15 protein-coding genes and 1 pseudogene are annotated in these 17,251 nt (G+C 63.7%); 5 read left to right on the plus strand and 11 right to left on the minus strand.

Annotated features, from left to right (window positions below):
* Nucleotides 1-292: 292 nt before the first annotated feature.
* Nucleotides 293-583, plus strand: a complete 291-nt coding sequence (locus P3T43_RS18345) for a DUF1488 domain-containing protein (protein WP_429282454.1) — start codon at nt 293-295, stop codon at nt 581-583.
* Between the two features lie 102 nt (nt 584-685).
* Here the strand turns inward: P3T43_RS18345 and P3T43_RS18350 are convergent, their stop codons facing one another.
* The 5 genes from P3T43_RS18350 to P3T43_RS18370 form a co-directional block, all read right to left on the minus strand.
* Nucleotides 686-1,987, minus strand: a complete 1,302-nt coding sequence (locus tag P3T43_RS18350) for an NCS2 family permease (protein WP_429282455.1) — start codon at nt 1,985-1,987, stop codon at nt 686-688.
* A 439-nt stretch (nt 1,988-2,426) separates the two neighbouring features.
* Nucleotides 2,427-2,690, minus strand: a complete 264-nt coding sequence (locus P3T43_RS18355; protein WP_429282456.1) for a DUF4148 domain-containing protein — start codon at nt 2,688-2,690, stop codon at nt 2,427-2,429.
* Nucleotides 2,691-2,729: 39 nt separating this feature from the next.
* The gene (locus tag P3T43_RS18360; protein WP_429282457.1) at nt 2,730-3,512 is read right to left on the minus strand and encodes a slipin family protein; all 783 of its coding nucleotides are present in this window, start codon (nt 3,510-3,512) and stop codon (nt 2,730-2,732) included.
* Nucleotides 3,513-3,521: 9 nt separating this feature from the next.
* Nucleotides 3,522-5,093, minus strand: a complete 1,572-nt coding sequence (locus P3T43_RS18365) for an NfeD family protein (RefSeq protein ID WP_429282458.1) — start codon at nt 5,091-5,093, stop codon at nt 3,522-3,524.
* Nucleotides 5,094-5,170: 77 nt separating this feature from the next.
* On the minus strand, nt 5,171-6,214 hold the full coding sequence (locus P3T43_RS18370; RefSeq protein WP_429282459.1) for an AraC family transcriptional regulator: 1,044 nt from the start codon (nt 6,212-6,214) through the stop codon (nt 5,171-5,173).
* Nucleotides 6,215-6,490: 276 nt separating this feature from the next.
* Between P3T43_RS18370 and P3T43_RS18375 the strand changes: the two genes are divergently transcribed.
* The 3 genes from P3T43_RS18375 to P3T43_RS18385 all read left to right on the plus strand — a co-directional run bounded on the left by P3T43_RS18375 (nt 6,491) and on the right by P3T43_RS18385 (nt 10,356).
* On the plus strand, nt 6,491-7,624 hold the full coding sequence (locus P3T43_RS18375; RefSeq protein WP_429282460.1) for an acyl-CoA dehydrogenase: 1,134 nt from the start codon (nt 6,491-6,493) through the stop codon (nt 7,622-7,624).
* 206 nt (nt 7,625-7,830) lie between these two features.
* Nucleotides 7,831-9,549, plus strand: coding sequence for an AMP-binding protein (locus tag P3T43_RS18380; protein ID WP_429282461.1), 1,719 nt, complete (start codon nt 7,831-7,833; stop codon nt 9,547-9,549).
* A gap of 18 nt (nt 9,550-9,567) precedes the next feature.
* A complete protein-coding gene (locus tag P3T43_RS18385; RefSeq protein WP_429282462.1) occupies nt 9,568-10,356 on the plus strand; it encodes an enoyl-CoA hydratase in 789 nt (262 codons plus the stop codon).
* A 40-nt stretch (nt 10,357-10,396) separates the two neighbouring features.
* Here the strand turns inward: P3T43_RS18385 and P3T43_RS18390 are convergent, their stop codons facing one another.
* From P3T43_RS18390 to P3T43_RS18415, 6 genes and pseudogenes are all read right to left on the minus strand, one after another.
* Nucleotides 10,397-11,659: an MFS transporter gene (locus tag P3T43_RS18390; RefSeq protein WP_429282463.1), complete on the minus strand. Its 1,263-nt coding sequence runs from the start codon at nt 11,657-11,659 to the stop codon at nt 10,397-10,399.
* A 60-nt stretch (nt 11,660-11,719) separates the two neighbouring features.
* On the minus strand, nt 11,720-12,535 hold the full coding sequence (locus P3T43_RS18395; protein WP_429282464.1) for a siderophore-interacting protein: 816 nt from the start codon (nt 12,533-12,535) through the stop codon (nt 11,720-11,722).
* Between the two features lie 53 nt (nt 12,536-12,588).
* Complete coding sequence (locus P3T43_RS18400) at nt 12,589-13,323, minus strand: PadR family transcriptional regulator (protein WP_429282465.1); 735 nt, start codon at nt 13,321-13,323, stop codon at nt 12,589-12,591.
* A gap of 587 nt (nt 13,324-13,910) precedes the next feature.
* Nucleotides 13,911-14,216, minus strand: a complete 306-nt coding sequence (locus tag P3T43_RS18405; RefSeq protein WP_429282466.1) for a helix-turn-helix domain-containing protein — start codon at nt 14,214-14,216, stop codon at nt 13,911-13,913.
* Nucleotides 14,188-15,495, minus strand: a complete 1,308-nt coding sequence (locus tag P3T43_RS18410) for a type II toxin-antitoxin system HipA family toxin (protein ID WP_429282467.1) — start codon at nt 15,493-15,495, stop codon at nt 14,188-14,190. Before P3T43_RS18410 ends, P3T43_RS18405 begins: the two co-directional genes overlap by 29 nt.
* Before the next feature lie 406 nt (nt 15,496-15,901).
* Nucleotides 15,902-16,090 (minus strand): annotated as a pseudogene (locus P3T43_RS18415) (Lrp/AsnC ligand binding domain-containing protein); the annotation flags it as partial.
* 179 nt (nt 16,091-16,269) lie between these two features.
* Between P3T43_RS18415 and P3T43_RS18420 the strand changes: the two are divergent.
* Nucleotides 16,270-17,145, plus strand: a complete 876-nt coding sequence (locus P3T43_RS18420) for an NmrA family NAD(P)-binding protein (RefSeq protein ID WP_429282468.1) — start codon at nt 16,270-16,272, stop codon at nt 17,143-17,145.
* Nucleotides 17,146-17,251: the final 106 nt, after the last annotated feature.

A 17,251-nucleotide genomic window follows, 5' to 3' on the forward strand; every position in this document is an offset into this window, starting at 1 on the left:
TCGACGCAGGGGGTACATTGCCCGCCTGTTGCCATCCCGCAGCGCAGCATGCCGCGCTGCCGTCAATTTGATCTTACAGGATTGAACCGGCCGGCTGTACGGGATCACTTTTCCCGAAGGAAAACTTGCGGCACGCCGGAAGTCGTCTACAGTGAATGAATTCAACCGTCACAGGCGTGTTTGCATAGCTTTTGCGGTTGTTGTAGCCCGCGCCTCGACCCCGGAGGGAGGCAAGCAGAAAGCAGGCGTGCGCGGCCCCGAGCGATCCACCCGTCAACCGAAGGCGAATCCCATGCAGATCATTTTCCCGAACGAAACCCCGGAATATTCCGGGCGCGAACTTACCCTGGCGTTCCCGGCAATGGTCGACGGTGAAAGGGTGGAATGCATGATTACGGCCGAGGCGCTCGAAGATCACTTTGGCGCAGCCTCGCCGCGGCTCGAAGACATGGTGGGCGCTTTTGCGGAGCATCGCAGCCGCATCGAAGCGGCGACCCGGCGCCTGCTGTCTGAAACGCGCGCGCAATGTCTGGTCCTGCGCAGCGGTTATGTGCGCTTCTACGAAGCGAACTGGCGCAATTAACGGCCCATCGGAACGGGTAGTGAAAAGTGCGGCGCGTAGGCGCCGCAGGGTGCCGCGCGCTCGAACGCGGCCGGCGCCCGCCGGCGCCCGCCGGCGCAACGCTTACTCCGCGCCGAGATAGAAATAGCGGAATAGAAAAATCGCCGCGATGATCCACACCACCAGCTTGACCTGGCGCGCGCGGCCGGTCAGCAGCTTGAGACCCGCATACGAAATAAAGCCAAACGCCACGCCGTTCGCGATCGAATAGGTGAACGGCATGAGCAGCGCGGTCAGGGCGGCGGGGACGACTTCGGTGGCATCGTCCCACGGCAGGTCGACCATTTCGCGCAGCATCAGGCATGAGACGTACAGCAGCGCCGGCGCCGTGGCATAGCCAGGCACCACGCCCGCGAGCGGCGCAAAGAACAACGCGGCCAGAAACAGGATGGCGACCGTGATGGCGGTGACGCCGGTGCGGCCACCGGCCTGCACGCCCGAGGCGCTTTCGATATACGCGGTGGTCGACGAGGTGCCCAGCAGCGAACCCGCGAGGATGGCGGTACTGTCGGCCAGCAGCGCCTTGTTCAGACGATGCATCTTGCCTTCGACCAGCAGGCCGGCGCGATTGGCGACGCCCATCAGCGTGCCGGTGGCGTCGAATAGCTCGACGAGGAAAAACACCATGATGACGTTGAGCACGCCGGTCGAGAGGGCTGCGCGAATGTCGAGGTGAAACAGCGTCGGCGAGATCGACGGCGGCGCCGAGACAATGCCGTGAAACTCATTGCCGCCGAAGAAAAAGCTCAGTACGGTCACGCCCACAATCCCAAGCAGGATCGCGCCGCGGACCCGCAGAAAATCGAGCGTGACAATCGCGAAGAAACCGATCACCGCGAGAATCGCATGCGGATCGTGCAGGTTGCCGAGCGTGACGAGCGTGGCCGGACTGCCGACCACCACGCCGGCGGACTTCAGCGAAATGATCGCCAGAAAGAGCCCGATGCCCGCCGTAATGGCGATCCGGATCGAATGCGGAATGCCGTTGACGATCACCTCGCGCACGCGGAACAGCGTGACGATCATGAACAGGCACCCGGAAATGAACACGGCGCCGAGCGCGGCCTGCCACGTGAAACCCATGCCTTTGACCACGGTGTAGGCGAAGTAGGCGTTCAGGCCCATGCCCGGCGCGCAGGCAATTGGGTAGTTCGCGTACAGGCCCATGATCAGCGAGGCCAGCGCCGCGACGAGGCAGGTCGCCACGAACACGGCGTCTTTGGGGATGCCCGCGTCGCCGAGAATCGCCGGATTGACGAAGATGATGTAAGCCATCGTCAGGAAGGTGGTCAGGCCCGCGAGTAGTTCAGTACGCAGGTTCGTGCCAGCTTCGTCGAAGCCGAAGTATCGTTTTACGGAGTCCATTGGGCGAGTCTTGGTCGTGGTGAAGCTGTTTGTTCTGGTGAGAGAAAGGCGCTGCTGTTTCTCATGGCGGCAGACGCATGCGAAGCGCTACGGGCGGATTGTAGTCACGATTGAGGGCGAAATACGCTGGCGCGACAGTGACCGTGGAGCCGGCGCAACAGTCAGGCGTGACTCGCGCGTGTGTCGGCTCGGTAGGTCATGTATCGGCATTGACGTGGGTTGGCATGGTGCCGGCTCGCGGTATCGAAGGGGCGAGATGATACCTTGCCGGCACGCTCGTTGAGGCGGCAGGCCGAGCGAAGGGCGCGGCAGTGCAAGGTCTGCCAGCGCACGCAACACGCAACACGCAGCACGCAGCACGCAGCACGCAGCACGCAGCACGTAGGCACGCCCACGAGCGCGCTGTCCAGCACGCGCGACCTGCCGGACGTATCAGGCGCTATTGCACGCAGACGCCGCTGTTGCCAGTCGCGACGCGCTGTTGCGAGACGATGCGGCCCGCGTGCTGCGCGTTTTCCGGATAGTTGATCCAGTCGAGCGGATCGTAGCCCGCCGCGCGCCATTGGGCGAGATCGGACCTCACTTCGGCGCGGGTCTTGGGCGCGGACGGATTGCACGACCCTTGCGTGGCCTGGGCGAATGCGGTCGACGCGCAGCACGCGGCTAGCAACGTCCCGAGGGCGATACGGGAAAGGCTCTTCATGGCTCACTCCTATGGAGCAATCAGGATAATCCCTAAATTTCAGGGCTGGCTTCCTGCCGACGGTTTGCCCATTCTGTCCAGCACGGCGCTGAGCAGATCGATCGGCAACGGAAACACAATGGTCGAGTTCTTGTCGGCGGCGATCGTCGTCAGGGTCTGCAGGTAGCGCAACTGCATCGCCTGCGGTTGTTGCGCCAAGGTCTGCGCGGCCTCGAGCAGATGCTGCGAGGCCTGCAATTCGCCTTCCGCATGAATCACCTTGGCGCGCCGTTCGCGTTCGGCTTCCGCCTGACGGGCAATCGCCCGGATCATCGTTTCGTTGATATCCACATGCTTGATTTCGACGATCGCCACCTTGATGCCCCATGCGTCGGTTTGCGCGTCGAGCACCTTCTGGATATCGGCATTGAGCTGTTCGCGATCGGCTAGCAGGTCGTCGAGTTCATGCTTGCCGAGCACCGCGCGCAAGGTGGTCTGCGACAACTGGCTGGTGGCCTCGAAGTATTTCGCCACCTGAATCACCGCCCGCTCGGGATCGACGACGCGAAAGTACACCACCGCATTGACCTTGACCGAAACGTTGTCGCGCGTAATCACGTCCTGCGGCGGCACGTCAAATACCACGGTACGCAGATCCATCCGCACCACCTGCTGGACCACCGGAATGATTAGCACGAGGCCCGGTCCCTTGACCTTCCAGAAGCGCCCAAGCATGAAGACGACCCCGCGTTCGTACTCGCGAAAAATGCGTATCGACGAGGCGATGAGTATCGCGATCAGCATGATCAGGATGCTGCTAAAGCCGAATGTGAATCCGATCATGAAGGCTCCCTAGTGGTGATTTTCTACGGGCACCACGGTGAGCGTGAGGCCACGCCGCGCCGTGACCCGCACCGCATGGCCGGGCGCGAGCGGTTCGGCGCTGCGCACCTGCCAGCGCTCGCCATGCACCTGAGCCCAGCCTTCGCCGTTGCCCATGCTGCCGTGCGGCACGAGGCCCTCGCCGAGCACGACCCCGAGGCTGCCGATCAGTGCCTCCGAACCGGTCACGACCGGCCGGCGACGGGCGCGCAGCGCAACGCTCGATACCGTGAACACGAACAGCGCGCTGAACGCGGTGACGGCCGCGATCACCGGTAACGGGATGCCGTAGCCGGGCACGTCGGTATCGATCAGCATCAGCGCGCCGACCACGAACGCGACGATGCCGCCGAAGCCCAGCGCGCCGAACGTGGGCAGAAACGCCTCGGCGATCAGGAAGGCGATGCCGAGAAAGATCAGGCTGAGCCCGACATAGCTGACAGGCAGCATCTGCATGGCGAACAGGCCGATCAGCAGGCTGATCGCGCCCACCACGCCCGGCAGCACGAAGCCGGGATTGGCGAACTCGAAGAACAGGCCGTACATGCCGATCATCAGCAGAATCAATGCCACGTTCGGATCGGTGATCACGCCAAGGAAATGGCTGCGCCAGTCGGGTTCGAGCCTGACGATGGGCGCGTTGGCCGTGTTCAGCCGCTGGTCGCCGGCGACGGTGTTGAGCGTGCGGCCATCGAGTTGGCGCAGCAGGTCGGGGACGTCGCGCGCCTTCAGGTCGATGACATGCTGCGTCAGCGCTTCGTCGGCGGACAGGCTCACGGCTTCCCGCACCGCGTGTTCGGCCCAGTCGGCGTTGCGGCCGCGCAGTTGCGCGAGGCCGCGGATATAAGCGGCCGCGTCGTGGACCTGCTTGCGCAGTTCGGTCGATTGGGTATCGAGGGGGATGGCGTTGGCGTTGGAGTTTGCGTTGCCGGCAGCCGCATTCGAGGCCCCCGCAGCGCCGGACATACCCGCCGCGCCAGAACCTCCCGCCGCGACACCTTGTCCGGCAGGGCTCACCCCCGGCAAACCCGGTGCGTTTTGCCCGCTGGGTTCGGCGCCACCCATCCCGATCTGCACCGGCGTCGCCGCGCCGAGATTGGTACCGGGCGCCATCGCCGCAATGTGGCTGGCATAGACGATATAGGTGCCCGCGCTCGCCGCCCGCGCGCCGCTCGGGGCAACGAATGCCGCTACCGGCACGGGCGAGCTGAGAATCGCCTTGATGATCTGGCGCATCGACGTGTCGAGGCCGCCCGGCGTGTCGAGTTGCAGCACGGCCAATTGCGCCCGATCCTGCGCGGCGCGTTGCAGGCTGCGCTCGATGAAGTCAGCGGTTGCAGGTCCTATCGCCCCGCTGACGGGAATCACGACCACCTCGCCGGGCGCGACAGCGGCTGCGATGCAAAGAGGGAAGGACGCGGCGAATGCCAGCAGGAATCCAAGCGCGGCGATGCCGCGCAGGAACCGGACCGCTAAACCGCTGGGGATACGCCGACGGCGCGGGCCGGATTGCCGGAACGGGAGAAACGGGTACGTTCTCATCGTGGACGGCCAGCACGCCAACCCGAACGGAGTCGGGCGACGCGGACCGAAAAAAGGGCACGCCTGCTGCTTACAGCTTAGTCCGATTCTGGCGGATGCGTGAGATCGGCGCGCGCCAGCCGGTAGTCGGTCGGCCGCATACCGGTCCATTTGCGAAACGCGCGATGAAACGCGCTCGGTTCGGCGAAACCGACTCTCGTCGCAATCTCGGCGATGCTGCGCCGGCTGTCCTGCAGTTCCGCAATGGCGATGTCGCGCCGCAGATCGTCCTTGATCGACTGATAGGTATAGCCCTCCTGCTTGAGATGCCGCCGCATGGTGGCCTCGGCGACGTGCAGGCGCAGCGCGATCTGGTCGGCGGCGGGCCAGGTGGCCATCGGCAGCGCGCGCAGCGTCTTGCGAACCCGCGCGGCCAGCGAGCCGGGATTGCGGTACTTGACGATAAAGTTGCCGGGAGCGTCGCGCAGAAACGGCTTGATCGTCTGGGTGGTCTGGATCACGGGCAACTCGAGAAAGTCCGCCGGCAGGTCCACGTAAGAGGCGTCTTCGCCAAAGCGCATGTCGTCGCAGAACATCAAGCGGTATTCTTGTGCCGCAGCCGGCTCGGCGCAGCGAAAGCGCGCGGCCAGCAGCGGAATGCGCCGGCCAACGAGCCAGCACACCAGCCCGTACACGAGGATGAAATACGTCGCGTAGGCGAACATGGTGGGTTGCGGCGTGCCCTCACGGTGGCGGAAGGTCATCCGCACGCGGTCCGGCTCCGTAGTGACGTGCGCGCTCAGGTCGTCGAGCACGAGGCGCATGAAGCTGAGCGAGCGTGACAGTGCCTGAGCGCCATTGCGTGCCGTCAAGGCGCACTGGGTCATGGCGATAAAGCTGCCGAAACGCATCGGGTGCGAGTCCTGACCGAAAAACTCGTCGTCGAGCGCGCGCGCAATGCCGGCCCACAGCGCGCCGTATTGCGCCGACGTCACCCGGCTTTTTGGCGCCGCCAGCATTTGCGGCGAGATGCCGGCCGCTTCGACGAGCGGCAAAACATCGAGGCCGCGTGCGCGTGCAAGCGCGAGTGTCTCTTCAACGAGGCTCAGCGAGATCGTCCCTCTAGCGTGTTTGGGTGTCATTGGATCAAAAGCAGTTGCATGGATACGGCTGGCGAGCGGGTTGGCAGATGGGCAAACGCGGTGCGGATAAGCGGCCGTGAGCAGCGCAAAGCTGGCAAATGCGCTCAGGAATCCGCGTGGCTTGAGATGTCCGCCACCTGAATTCAAGGCCAAGGCGGCTGCCCCGTTAGGCCGCTATGGTAAATCCGCTCACGCAGAATGATCGGCCAGAGCATCGAACCTGTCCAGCAGCTTGCTACACTGATCCTCACATTGACGCAGAGGCGAGGCCCCTTCATGGACGATTTCTACACCGACGACCAACGGATGATCCGCGACGCGGCGCGCGACTTTTCGGTCGAATGCCTGGCGCCGCACGCGGCGCAGTGGGACCGCGACGCAAAACTGCCGGACGAGGTCGTCAAACAGATGGGCGAGCTGGGTTTGCTCGGCATGATCGTGCCGTCCGACTGGGGCGGCTCGTACACCGACTATGTCGCCTATGCGCTGGCGCTCGAAGAAGTGGCCGCGGGTTGCGCGTCCTGCGCGACCTTGATGAGCGTGCACAACTCGGTCGGCTGCGGTCCCATCCTCAACTTCGGCACGCAGGCGCAGAAAGATACCTACCTGGAGGATCTCGCCACAGGGCGCCGGATCGGCGCATTCTGTCTGACCGAGCCGCAGGCGGGCTCGGAGGCCCATAACCTGCGCACGCGCGCGGAGTTGCGCGACGGGCAATGGATTCTCAATGGCAGCAAGCAGTTCGTGACCAACGGTGCACGGGCCGACATCGCCATCGTGTTCGCCGTCACCGATCCGGAGCTGGGCAAGCGCGGCATCTCCGCGTTTATCGTGCCCACGGATACGCCCGGCTTCAATGTCGGGCCGCCCGAGCACAAGATGGGCATTCGGGCGTCCGACACCTGTCCGATCGCGTTCGACGACTGCGCCGTGCCCGAAGCGAATCTGCTCGGCCAGCGCGGCGAAGGGCTGCGCATCGCCCTGTCGAATCTCGAAGGCGGACGCATCGGCATTGCGGCGCAGGCGTTGGGGATCGCGCGGGCGGCGTTCGATGCGGCGCGTCTGTACGCGAGTGAGCGTGTCCAGTTCGGCAAACCGCTCAAGGAGCACCAGAGCGTCGCCAATATGCTGGCCGACATGACCACGCGTCTGAACGCGGCGCGTCTGCTGGTGCATCACGCAGCGCGGTTGAGAAGCGCGGGCAAGCCGTGTTTGTCCGAAGCGTCGCAGGCCAAGCTATATGCCTCCGAGATGGCCGAGGAGGTGTGTTCGCATGCAATCCAGATTCATGGCGGTTATGGGTTCCTGGAAGACTACGGGGTGGAGCGACACTATAGGGACGCCCGTATCACGCAGATCTACGAGGGAACCAGCGAGGTGCAAAGAATGGTGATCGCGCGGAATGTTTGAGCGCAGAATAAGCCGCCAGTCGAGCGCGGATGCGCATTCAAAGCGGGCTTTGATTGGGATCAGAGTACGCGACAGCTTTGCATGGGGCCCGAGTAAGAGCTTTGCATGGGATCAGAGTAAGCGCTAAAGCGCCAACTCTGATCGACAGCTTTGCATGGGATCAGAGTAAGCGCTAAAGCGCCAACTCTGATCGACAGGAGACGACGATGACCGGCCGGACACTTTCGACGCAGCGCTTTCTCGAGGCGCGTGACCTGTTACTACGCCATCGCACGGACTACGAACGCGCCTACCGCGAATTCGCCTGGCCGGCGCTCGACGAATTCAACTGGGCGCTCGACTATTTCGATGTGATCGCAGAGGGCAATGACAAGCCGGCCCTATGGATCGTCGACGATCCCGCCAGCCTTGGCACGCAATACTCCTACGCCCAGATGTCCGAGCGCTCGGCGCGCATGGCGAACTTCCTGCGCGCGCTCGGCGTAGGGCGCGGCGACCGTCTCCTGCTGATGCTGCCCAACCGGGTCGAACTCTGGGACGTGATGCTGGCGGCGATGAAACTCGGCGCCATCGTGCTGCCCGCGACCACCCAGCTATCCGCCGACGACGTCCGCGACCGCGTGCAGATCGGCGAGGCGCAATACGCGGTGGTCGATAGCGCCGAGCTGGCGAAGTTCGATAGCCTCGACATCCCGCTCACGCGCGTCTCGGTCGGTGCGCCGCGCGATGGCTGGATCGACCTCGCGGCAGCCTACGACGCGGCACCGCACTTCACGCCAGACGGCCCGACCCGTGCCACCGATCCGCTGCTGCTGTACTTCACCTCGGGCACGACCTCGAAGCCAAAACTCGTCGAACACACGCATCAGAGTTATCCGGTCGGCCATTTATCGACCATGTACTGGATCGGCCTGCAAGCCGGCGATATCCACTGGAACATCAGCTCGCCGGGCTGGGCCAAGCACGCATGGAGCTGTTTCTACGCGCCGTGGAATGCGCAGGCGTGCGTGTTCGTGTTCAACTACCCGCGCTTCGTGCCGAAGGAAACGCTCGACGTGCTGGTGCGCTGCCAGGTCACCACGCTGTGCGCGCCGCCCACGGTCTGGCGCATGCTGGTGCAGGAGCCGCTCGTGGAGTATCCGGTCAGGCTGCGCGAGATTGTCGGCGCGGGCGAGCCGCTGAATCCGGAGATTATCGAGCGCGTCCGGCATGCGTGGGACATCACGATCCGCGATGGCTTCGGTCAGACCGAGACCACCTGCCTGGTCGGCAATTCGCCGGGGCAGCCCGTGGTGGCGGGTTCGATGGGGCGCCCCTTGCCGGGCTACCGGATCGAACTGGTCGACGCGGACGATCAGCCGGTCAGCGAAGGCGAGATCGCCTTGCCGCTGGCGCAGCGCCCGCTCGGCCTGATGACGGGCTACGCGAACAGCGCCAACGCCACGGTGCAGGCCATGCGCAACGGCTACTACCACACGTCCGATGTCGCGCTGCGCCGCGACGATGGCTACTACGTCTACGTGGGTCGCGCCGACGACGTCTTCAAATCGTCCGACTACCGGCTGAGTCCGTTCGAACTCGAGAGCGTGCTGATCGAACACGAGGCGATTGCTGAAGCCGCCGTGGTGCCGAGCGCCGATCCGTTACGCCTGTCGGTGCCCAAAGCCTTCGTCACCGTACGGCACGGCTACGAAGCCGGCCCCGAACTCGCGCGCAGCGTGTTCCAGTTTTCGCGCGAGAAACTCTCTCCCTACAAGCGCGTGCGGCGGCTGCAATTCAGTGAGTTGCCCAAGACCATCTCCGGCAAGATCCGCCGCGTCGAACTACGGCGTCGCGAACTGGAACGGCAAGCTGAACCCGCGCGCCTGCCTGGCGAGTACTGGGAAGAAGACTTCCCGGACCTGTCGGGCACGAACAGCAACTAAACGGAAGGAAGACGCATCATGATCGAACTCGATTTCGCCAGCGACGGCGCCATTGCCCTGCTCACACTCAAGCGCCCGCCCGCGAATGCCTTTACACCGGAAGGCTTGCTGCAACTGCAACACACCGTCGAACGCCTGAACGGCGAGGCGCGCGTGCGAGCCATCGTCATTACCGGCGACGGCCCGAAGTTCTTCAGCGCGGGCGCCGACCTGAACACCTTCGCCGACGGCAACCGCGACGTGGCGCGCAACGCGGCCATGCGCTTCGGCGCGGCCTTCGAGGCGTTGCAGAACGCACGCGCGGTGGTGATTGCCGCGATCAACGGCTATGCGATGGGCGGCGGACTCGAATGCGCGCTGGCCTGCGATATCCGCATCGCCGAGCAGCACGCCCAACTCGCCTTGCCGGAGACGGCGGTCGGCCTGTTGCCTTGCGGATGCGGCACGCAGACGCTGCCCTGGCTGGTGGGCGAGGGCTGGGCAAAACGGATGATTCTGACCGGCGAGCGAGTGGATGCCGCAGCAGCGTTACGGATCGGTCTCGTCGAAGAAGTGGTGGAAAAGGGCGCCGCTCGCGAGGCCGCGCTGGCCATGGCCACGCGTGTCACCACGCTGAGCCCGCAAGCGGTCACGTTCAGCAAGAGTCTGATTCATCAGGCGCGCCATGGCGTGCCGCGCTCGGCCGCGCTGGCGGTTGAACGCGAGCGCTTTGTCGATCTGTTCGACGGCCCGGATCAGCGCGAAGGCGTCAATGCATTCCTGGAGAAGCGTGCGCCCCAGTGGCAGGTGACGCAGGGACCGCAATAAGGGGCGCAGGCGGCCGGCTTGAACATCCGTCCGGGGACGTTCAAGCTTCGCCAAGCGACTCCGTACCGAGTTCCGCAGCGGCAGGAACCGGTGCTTTATCCGCCGCCGCTTTCACACGACCCACCCACAACGCGGCGAGCGTCGTCAGCGTCACCGCGACCCAGCCGACCGTGCCATATCCGGCAATCTGTCCACTCGATGTGCTGGTCAGCATCAAGCCGCCAAGCCATGCGCCGCATCCCGTGCCCAATGCCTGGATCGCGCTGTTGGCGCTCAGGAACGCACCACGCCGGGAAGGTTCGGGGACCGTGGTCAGCATCGCCTGCATCGGCACCATCCGTCCCGACATCGCGACCATGAAGAACGGGAAGAACAGCACGACAGCCACGAACGGCAGGTCGGGCAGATGGGTCACGAACAGGACCGGCAGCATCGACAGCACGGCGGCGATCCGAAACACCCGGTGCTTGCCGTAGCGGTCGGCGAGCCGGCCAATCGCGCGCGAGGTGAAGAACGTCGCGAAGCCGCCTCCCATATACATCCACGACAGATGCGCAGGCGGCACGCCATGGTTGAGGACCAGCATCGGCGCGATGAACGGAATCACCAGCATATGCGACACCATCATCACGAAGGTGAGCGCAAAGGCATTCAGGTGGCGCGGATTGCCGAGCAGGCGCAGCAGGTCGGGCAGCACCTGGCGCAACGGCGGCGGCCGGCGGCTTAGATGCTCCGTGAGCGACGGCACCACCAGCGAGCCGCAGAACCAGATCAGCACGGACAGCGCCACCAGCAGCACGAACGGCGCCGCCCAGTTGAAGCGCGCGCCGAGCATCACGCCAGCCGGCACGCCGGCAATCGCGGCCAGCGAGAAGGCGGTCATGATGGTGCCGGTGGCCGCACCGCGCCGCTGGGCCGGAATGACGTCGCCGACGATCGCCATGATCACCGAGCCCAGCACGCCGCCGCTGAGGCCGGCGAATGCACGCGCGGCGAGCAGCAACGGATAGCTGCTGGCGAGCGCACAGCCCAGGTTGGAGAGCGCGAACAGCGCATAGATGGTCAGCAACAGCTTGCGCCGGTCGAAGCGGTCGATATAGGTGGCCGCGAACAGCCCCGAGAGTCCCGAACACCACGAATAGGCCGACACCGCCGTCGCGAAGGCGGCCGGTGCGATGCCGAAGCTGTGCATGATCTGCGGGCCCAACGGCATCATGATCATGAAGTCCATGATGATGGTGAACTGCGTCAGCGCGAGCAGCCATAGAAGGCGGCGTTCGTGCTGGGTACTGATGGCGTACATCGGCAGGTGTCCTTGATAAGGTAAGGCCAACCAGAAGGCTGACCGTCGACACGGCGTGGGTCAGTCGTCGAGGTTTTCGTGGACCGCTTCGGCGCCCTGTTTCCAGTAGCTCGCGGCACGGATGCGCGATTTGTCGACGCCACGTTCAGTGCACAGGTGATAACGCACCGCGCGCATGGTCGCGGATTCGCCCGCGGCCCAGACGTAACCGTCGCCCTCCGGCAGATACGTATCGCGTACCGCTTGCAGCAGCGCCGCGCCGCGATAGGGTGATTCGCTGCGGTAACGCCACACGGCGTGCAACTCGGCCTGGGTGTCGAATTCGATGCGCGCGGACGCATCGGCGACTTCGAGCACGACGGCGACGCGTGTGCCCGCGGGTAGTTCCTGCAGGCGACGGGCGATGGCGGGCAGCGCGGTTTCGTCGCCGATCAGCAGATGCCAGTCGAAGCCAGCCGGAATCACCAGCGAGCCGCGCGGGCCGCCAATGCCCAGATACTGCCCAACCTTCGCCTGCGCGGCCCAGTTTGCAGCCGGGCCGGCTTCGTGCATGGCGAATTCGATATCCAGCTCACGCGCAGCGCGGTCAAAGCGACGCGGCGTGAAGTCGCGCGCCACCGGCCGTGGCTGGTCTTCCGCGAACACCGGGCCGTTCGGACCCGCGCTCGGCAGTGCCGGCCGGTCGGCGCCCGGCGCCGGAAAGAAAACCTTGATGTGATCGTCGAACGAAGACGATTCGAAATCTTGCAGATCGTCGCCGGTGAAGGTGACGCGAATCAGATGAGGCGTCAGCGGTTGGACCCGCTTGACTTGCAGCAGACGGAATTTCAGCGGATGACGTACGCGGGTGACCGCGAGATCGGACCTGGTCAGCATAAGTGTTCTCTCCAGTTATATCGGGCAGCGCTCGGAATCCCGGCTAGGCGGGCTCAGATAGCGGCAGCGCCGCTGTCGGTTCCAGTCGGGGCGGCTGGGCCGGCTTCGATTTCCGCCGTGGCGCGGGCGAGGATTGCGGCGATACGGCGCTGTTCAGCGGCCGGGACGCTGTCGCGGCGCAGCAGCGCATGTTTGAGTCCGCGACGGGCTTCGATCAGCTCCGGCAGCCAGCCGCCTTCGGCCGGATCCAGTTGCTCTTCGCCCGCAAAGGCGCGGCGCACCGAGTCCATCTTGCGGGCAATGTGAGTCAGTTTGGCGAGCATCAGTTCGACACGCTCGCGGTTGTCGGCGAGATGCTGGCGGCCGGGTTCGGCCAGTTCATAGCGCTTGCGGTTGCCTTCCAGCTGGACCGTCACAAAGCCCAGTTCCTCGAGATAGGTCAACGCAGGGTAGATCATGCCGGGGCTCGGGCTGTAGAAGCCGTTCGAGCGCGCTTCCAGCGCCTTGATCAGTTCGTAGCCGTGGCTCGGTTGGGCGTCCAGCAAGGCCAGCAACAGCAGTTGCAGATCGTCCGAGCTGAATTTGCGGCTGCGCGGGAATGCATCGCCGTCGCCGCCGCCGAAGCCGCCCGGACCGCCAGGGCTGCCGGGGCTGCCGAAGCGGCCACCACGCTCACCGCCGCGATGATGACGGCCGATTGCGTGCCACAGGGCATGCAGCGAAAAGCCGTTGGAGGAATACAGGCCGTCGATCTCATGGGAACGGCGGGAAGGGTGGGAATGGCGCATCGGTGTGCTCCGTTATGTCTTAAGATGTGTCGTAAGATATATATCTAAAGATAGTTTGTCAAAGGGAAAATGTGGGGGTATCGGTGTTCAAGGAAGGCACGGGAGCACTCCGCCCAGATGGAGAATCAATAGTTCTCGCATGGCTACTGGGATCGATCGGATTCTGCGGGTTTGGCTCGGTTGTTTTTCTTGGGCGGCAACTGGCGGGGAGTGACGGCGCGCTAACGGCATCAATCATGATGGCAACTGAACCGCCCCGGAAATGAACTGACCCCCAGCCAGAACCGCAATCGATAATGGCCCCAGGAATTCGATGGCTGTCGCAAGTGCCAGGGGGCATTCGGACAATTGCCATTGCAAAACATCTCCCCATACCCGCCATGCAGACGCCCAGAATCACGGAGGATGCCGAAAAAGCTTTGACGTATGATCCCGGATCCGAGGTGAGGACGAAGGCGCCGACCAAAGCGCCGGCGACGCCAAACCTCACGAAGGATGCGTGAACAGGACCGACACTGCTGGCCTCTAAACCATCCGAAAAGCTGTTTGGTTGCGTCGCTCGTCGCGACTCGAGAGACGCCTGGCTGTCAGCTTGAGGTGGGCGAAGCTGCTTCGTTCCGCCTGATCGGGACGAATCCGACCTGCAGGCCGAAGAGCTTCGCGACGCTGTTGAGCGAGTCGACGGTCGGATTTCCAGTCCCGCGCTCGATGTCCTGGATGACCCGGCGGCTGACGCCTCGGTGCGCGGCGAATTCCGCCTGGGTCAGGCCCGTCATCTCGCGCATCGCTTTCATGGCCTCAGGAATGGTCATGTCGCCCTGGCCGATCCTTTCGTAGAAAGCGCGGCGCAGGGCGTTCTGCTCTTCACGGGTAGGTCGGTTCCGACGGGGCATGATGAGCCTCTGGCGGTTGAAGGGATTTCAGTTGTCGGACCTGCGTATCAATGGATTGCGTCAGAAACTCGATGATGTCGCGATCGACACCCTGCGCATCCATGATGTCGGGCAGGCGTTCGATCTGCGAGGCAAAGCGGCTCAATGCCTGGACGAGCATTCTGCGCTCGTGGTCAGGTACAGGCAGAGCCGTAAGAACGTCGGCCCAGTCAGTCAGTTCAACCCGGGTGTCTGGCCGATACCATCTCAGCGCACGTGGTATCAGATCGGGATCAAGGTACATCGGTGCGAAGTCGAACAGGGGGGTGAGCCGGACTTTGCCCTCGACCCGTTGCACGGCCGTGTTGCGCGCGTGATTGTCCGAGTTACGCATCGCCAGATTGAGCACGTCCCGCTTGATGAATTCGAGCGTTTCGGCTGATGGATCGGTCACAACCTTGCGGATCCCGGCCACGACCTCGAAGAGGCTCGGGCGCAGGTCAAAGCCGGACAGCCCCAGGATAGAGGCCACGCTTTCCTGATGGAGGCGCGCAACTTTCCCGCCGCTCGCGATCCGGTCAAAGCGCGGGACCAGCAGAACATCTCCATGCAGGGTCGGCAAGTCCGCGTGTGTGCGGATACCAAGCGCGGCGGCCACCCGCATGTACGCCGCTTCATTGCGCAGGACCTTGTCGTCGGCCGCGCTATTCCCGCGCGGCAGCTTCGCGATCAGATGCTGGGTAGCCTCGGCATCGGGCAGGATGGCATCACCGTGCAGCAGGCCCGCCCGGTCCCGGGTTAGCAGGTATTTCGGCGCCGCACCCTGGACCCCCGTGGTGCCGGTGCCCAGCATCCCGTGCAGGAACATCGTTTCCTTGAATTCCGCGCTGCGCACGACGACGTCGTCGATCGTCAGGCCGGGTAAGCCACGAGCGGCCGGGTGTCGCGCCACGTGCGTCTCAAAATAGTCAGCTGCCTCGGCAACCCTGATCCGGCCGATCGGATTGAAGGCGCCCGAGCAGATCAGGGGGAAGTCCGCGTCGGGGCCATCCGGTAGCTTCAGCTCACCCAGCAGGAAGCGACGACCGGCCCCTTGTGGGGCGAGGTCATAGAGGAAGGCGGGCATCGTCTGGGCCGTGCGGAGGTCCATATCGACCGGCTCAGCCAGCGACAGTGGGTCGTCCGTGTGTTCGACGGCGTACATAACCAGATGATTCCACTGGCAAAGGCGGCCGTTGAGTTCGATCTGCGCGCAGTCGACCCAGCGATCGTCGAGGAATATTTGTAGGGTGCAATCCATGAGGCAACTCCTTGTGCCTCATAAATGTAGCACAATAGACCGGTAGAATGCTTATACGCTTCTTATAAGTGCGTTTTGTGTCGAATCAGAGGGTGGATTGCGCCAGAACAGTCGTCGCCGCTACGGCAGTCACCCCGTCGCGGAACGGTGGCGTCAGTCGCACGTACTCTGACACCCTACGGATAGTCCACGGGATGCTGGAAAGTATAGGGAGCTCACGTATATATTTATAAAGCGTTGTTAAACCAGTGAATGAGAGCAAGGGTTCGTCTTGGAGATTGCTGGCGCCCTTATGGATGGCTCGTCTAAGTCAAGCTATTTTCGCGTTGTTCGGCAATGCGATTTATCGAGTCGGCCAGAAAATCGAAGACTACATCCCGCCAGATGCAAATTCACGACGTCCCCGTTAGCTGAGTGGCATCTCAGTCGTCTGCTTGACGCGCTTGAGAGGTATCTCGGTTTCGACCTTACGCACCCCTCTGATTTGCGTAAGGTGCTCCATCTGGAAGCGCTGATAGTCGTCGAGATCCTTTGCGACGACGCGAAGCAGATAGTCGTAGCTTCCCGCCATCAGGTGACATTCGAGCAGCTCTGGGATGGACTGAATGATAGGCGGCTGTGAATTTGCGACTCGCTATCTAAACGTAGAGCGTGGGCCGTTTTCAATGACATAAAATCATTAACGTTATGACATTGATGCTCTCGGGAAATCAGCCACGTGCGACCAGAATGCTTCTCAACGCGGCATCGGGCCGTATTCATCGGAGCAAGATCATGTTTGCAATGACTGGCGTGACAGGACAGGTTGGGGGCGCGGCGGCGCGTGCGTTGCTGGATGCGGGGCATGCGGTTCGGGCGGTGTTGCGCGACAAGTCGAAAGCGGCCGCCTGGGCCGATCGCGGCGCGGAAGTGGCCATTGCCGAGGTCGAAGATACGGCGGCGTTGCAAGCCGCGTTCGCGGGCACTGAAGGCGTCTTCGTGATGGTGCCGCCGCATTTTGCGCCGCAGCGCGGTTATCCGGAGGCACGGGCCGCCGCTGCGTCATTGGTCCGCGCGCTTAATGCGGCCATGCCGGGTCGAGTGGTGGCGCTGTCGTCGATTGGAGGGCAGCGTGAGTCCGGCCTGGGACTGATCACGCAAGTGCATATCCTCGAGGAGGCGCTTGCCGCGCTGCCGGTTCCCACCGCCATTTTGCGTCCCACGTGGTTCATGGAGAACGCGTCATGGGACATCGCTCCGGCGCGCGAGACCGGGTCGATGGCGAGTTTCCTGCAGCCGCTCGATCGGGCGTATTCGATGGTCGCTACCGCGGATATCGGTCGCGTGATTGCCCACACGCTTGTAGAAGCGTGGCAGGGCCGCCGCGTGATCGAGATCGAAGGGCCGCGGCGCTATACGCAGCATGAAATTGCGGCGTTGCTCGGCGCGGCGTTGGGGCGCGTGGTGCAGGCGCAGAGCGTGCCGCATGAGCAGTGGGAGGCGCTGTTTCAGTCGCAAGGCACGGCTTGGCCTATGCCGCGGATCGAGATGATCGACGCGTTCAATAGCGGGTGGATCGACTTTGAAGAGACCGGCGTCAACGAACGGGTGATCGGCCAGACGCCGTATGAAACGGTGTTGAAGGAGCTGGTCGAGCGGGCGGCTGGGTGACGGGTTGGCTTCGAAGGACTGATTTCGTGCGGCTAGCTTTCAGCGGCTAATTTCGACAGGCCGACTTCGAGCGGCTAATTTCGAGCGGCTAATTTCGAGCGGCTAA

The sequence above is a fragment of the Paraburkholderia sp. GAS41 genome (assembly GCF_050436545.1).
GTDB lineage: Bacteria > Pseudomonadota > Gammaproteobacteria > Burkholderiales > Burkholderiaceae > Paraburkholderia.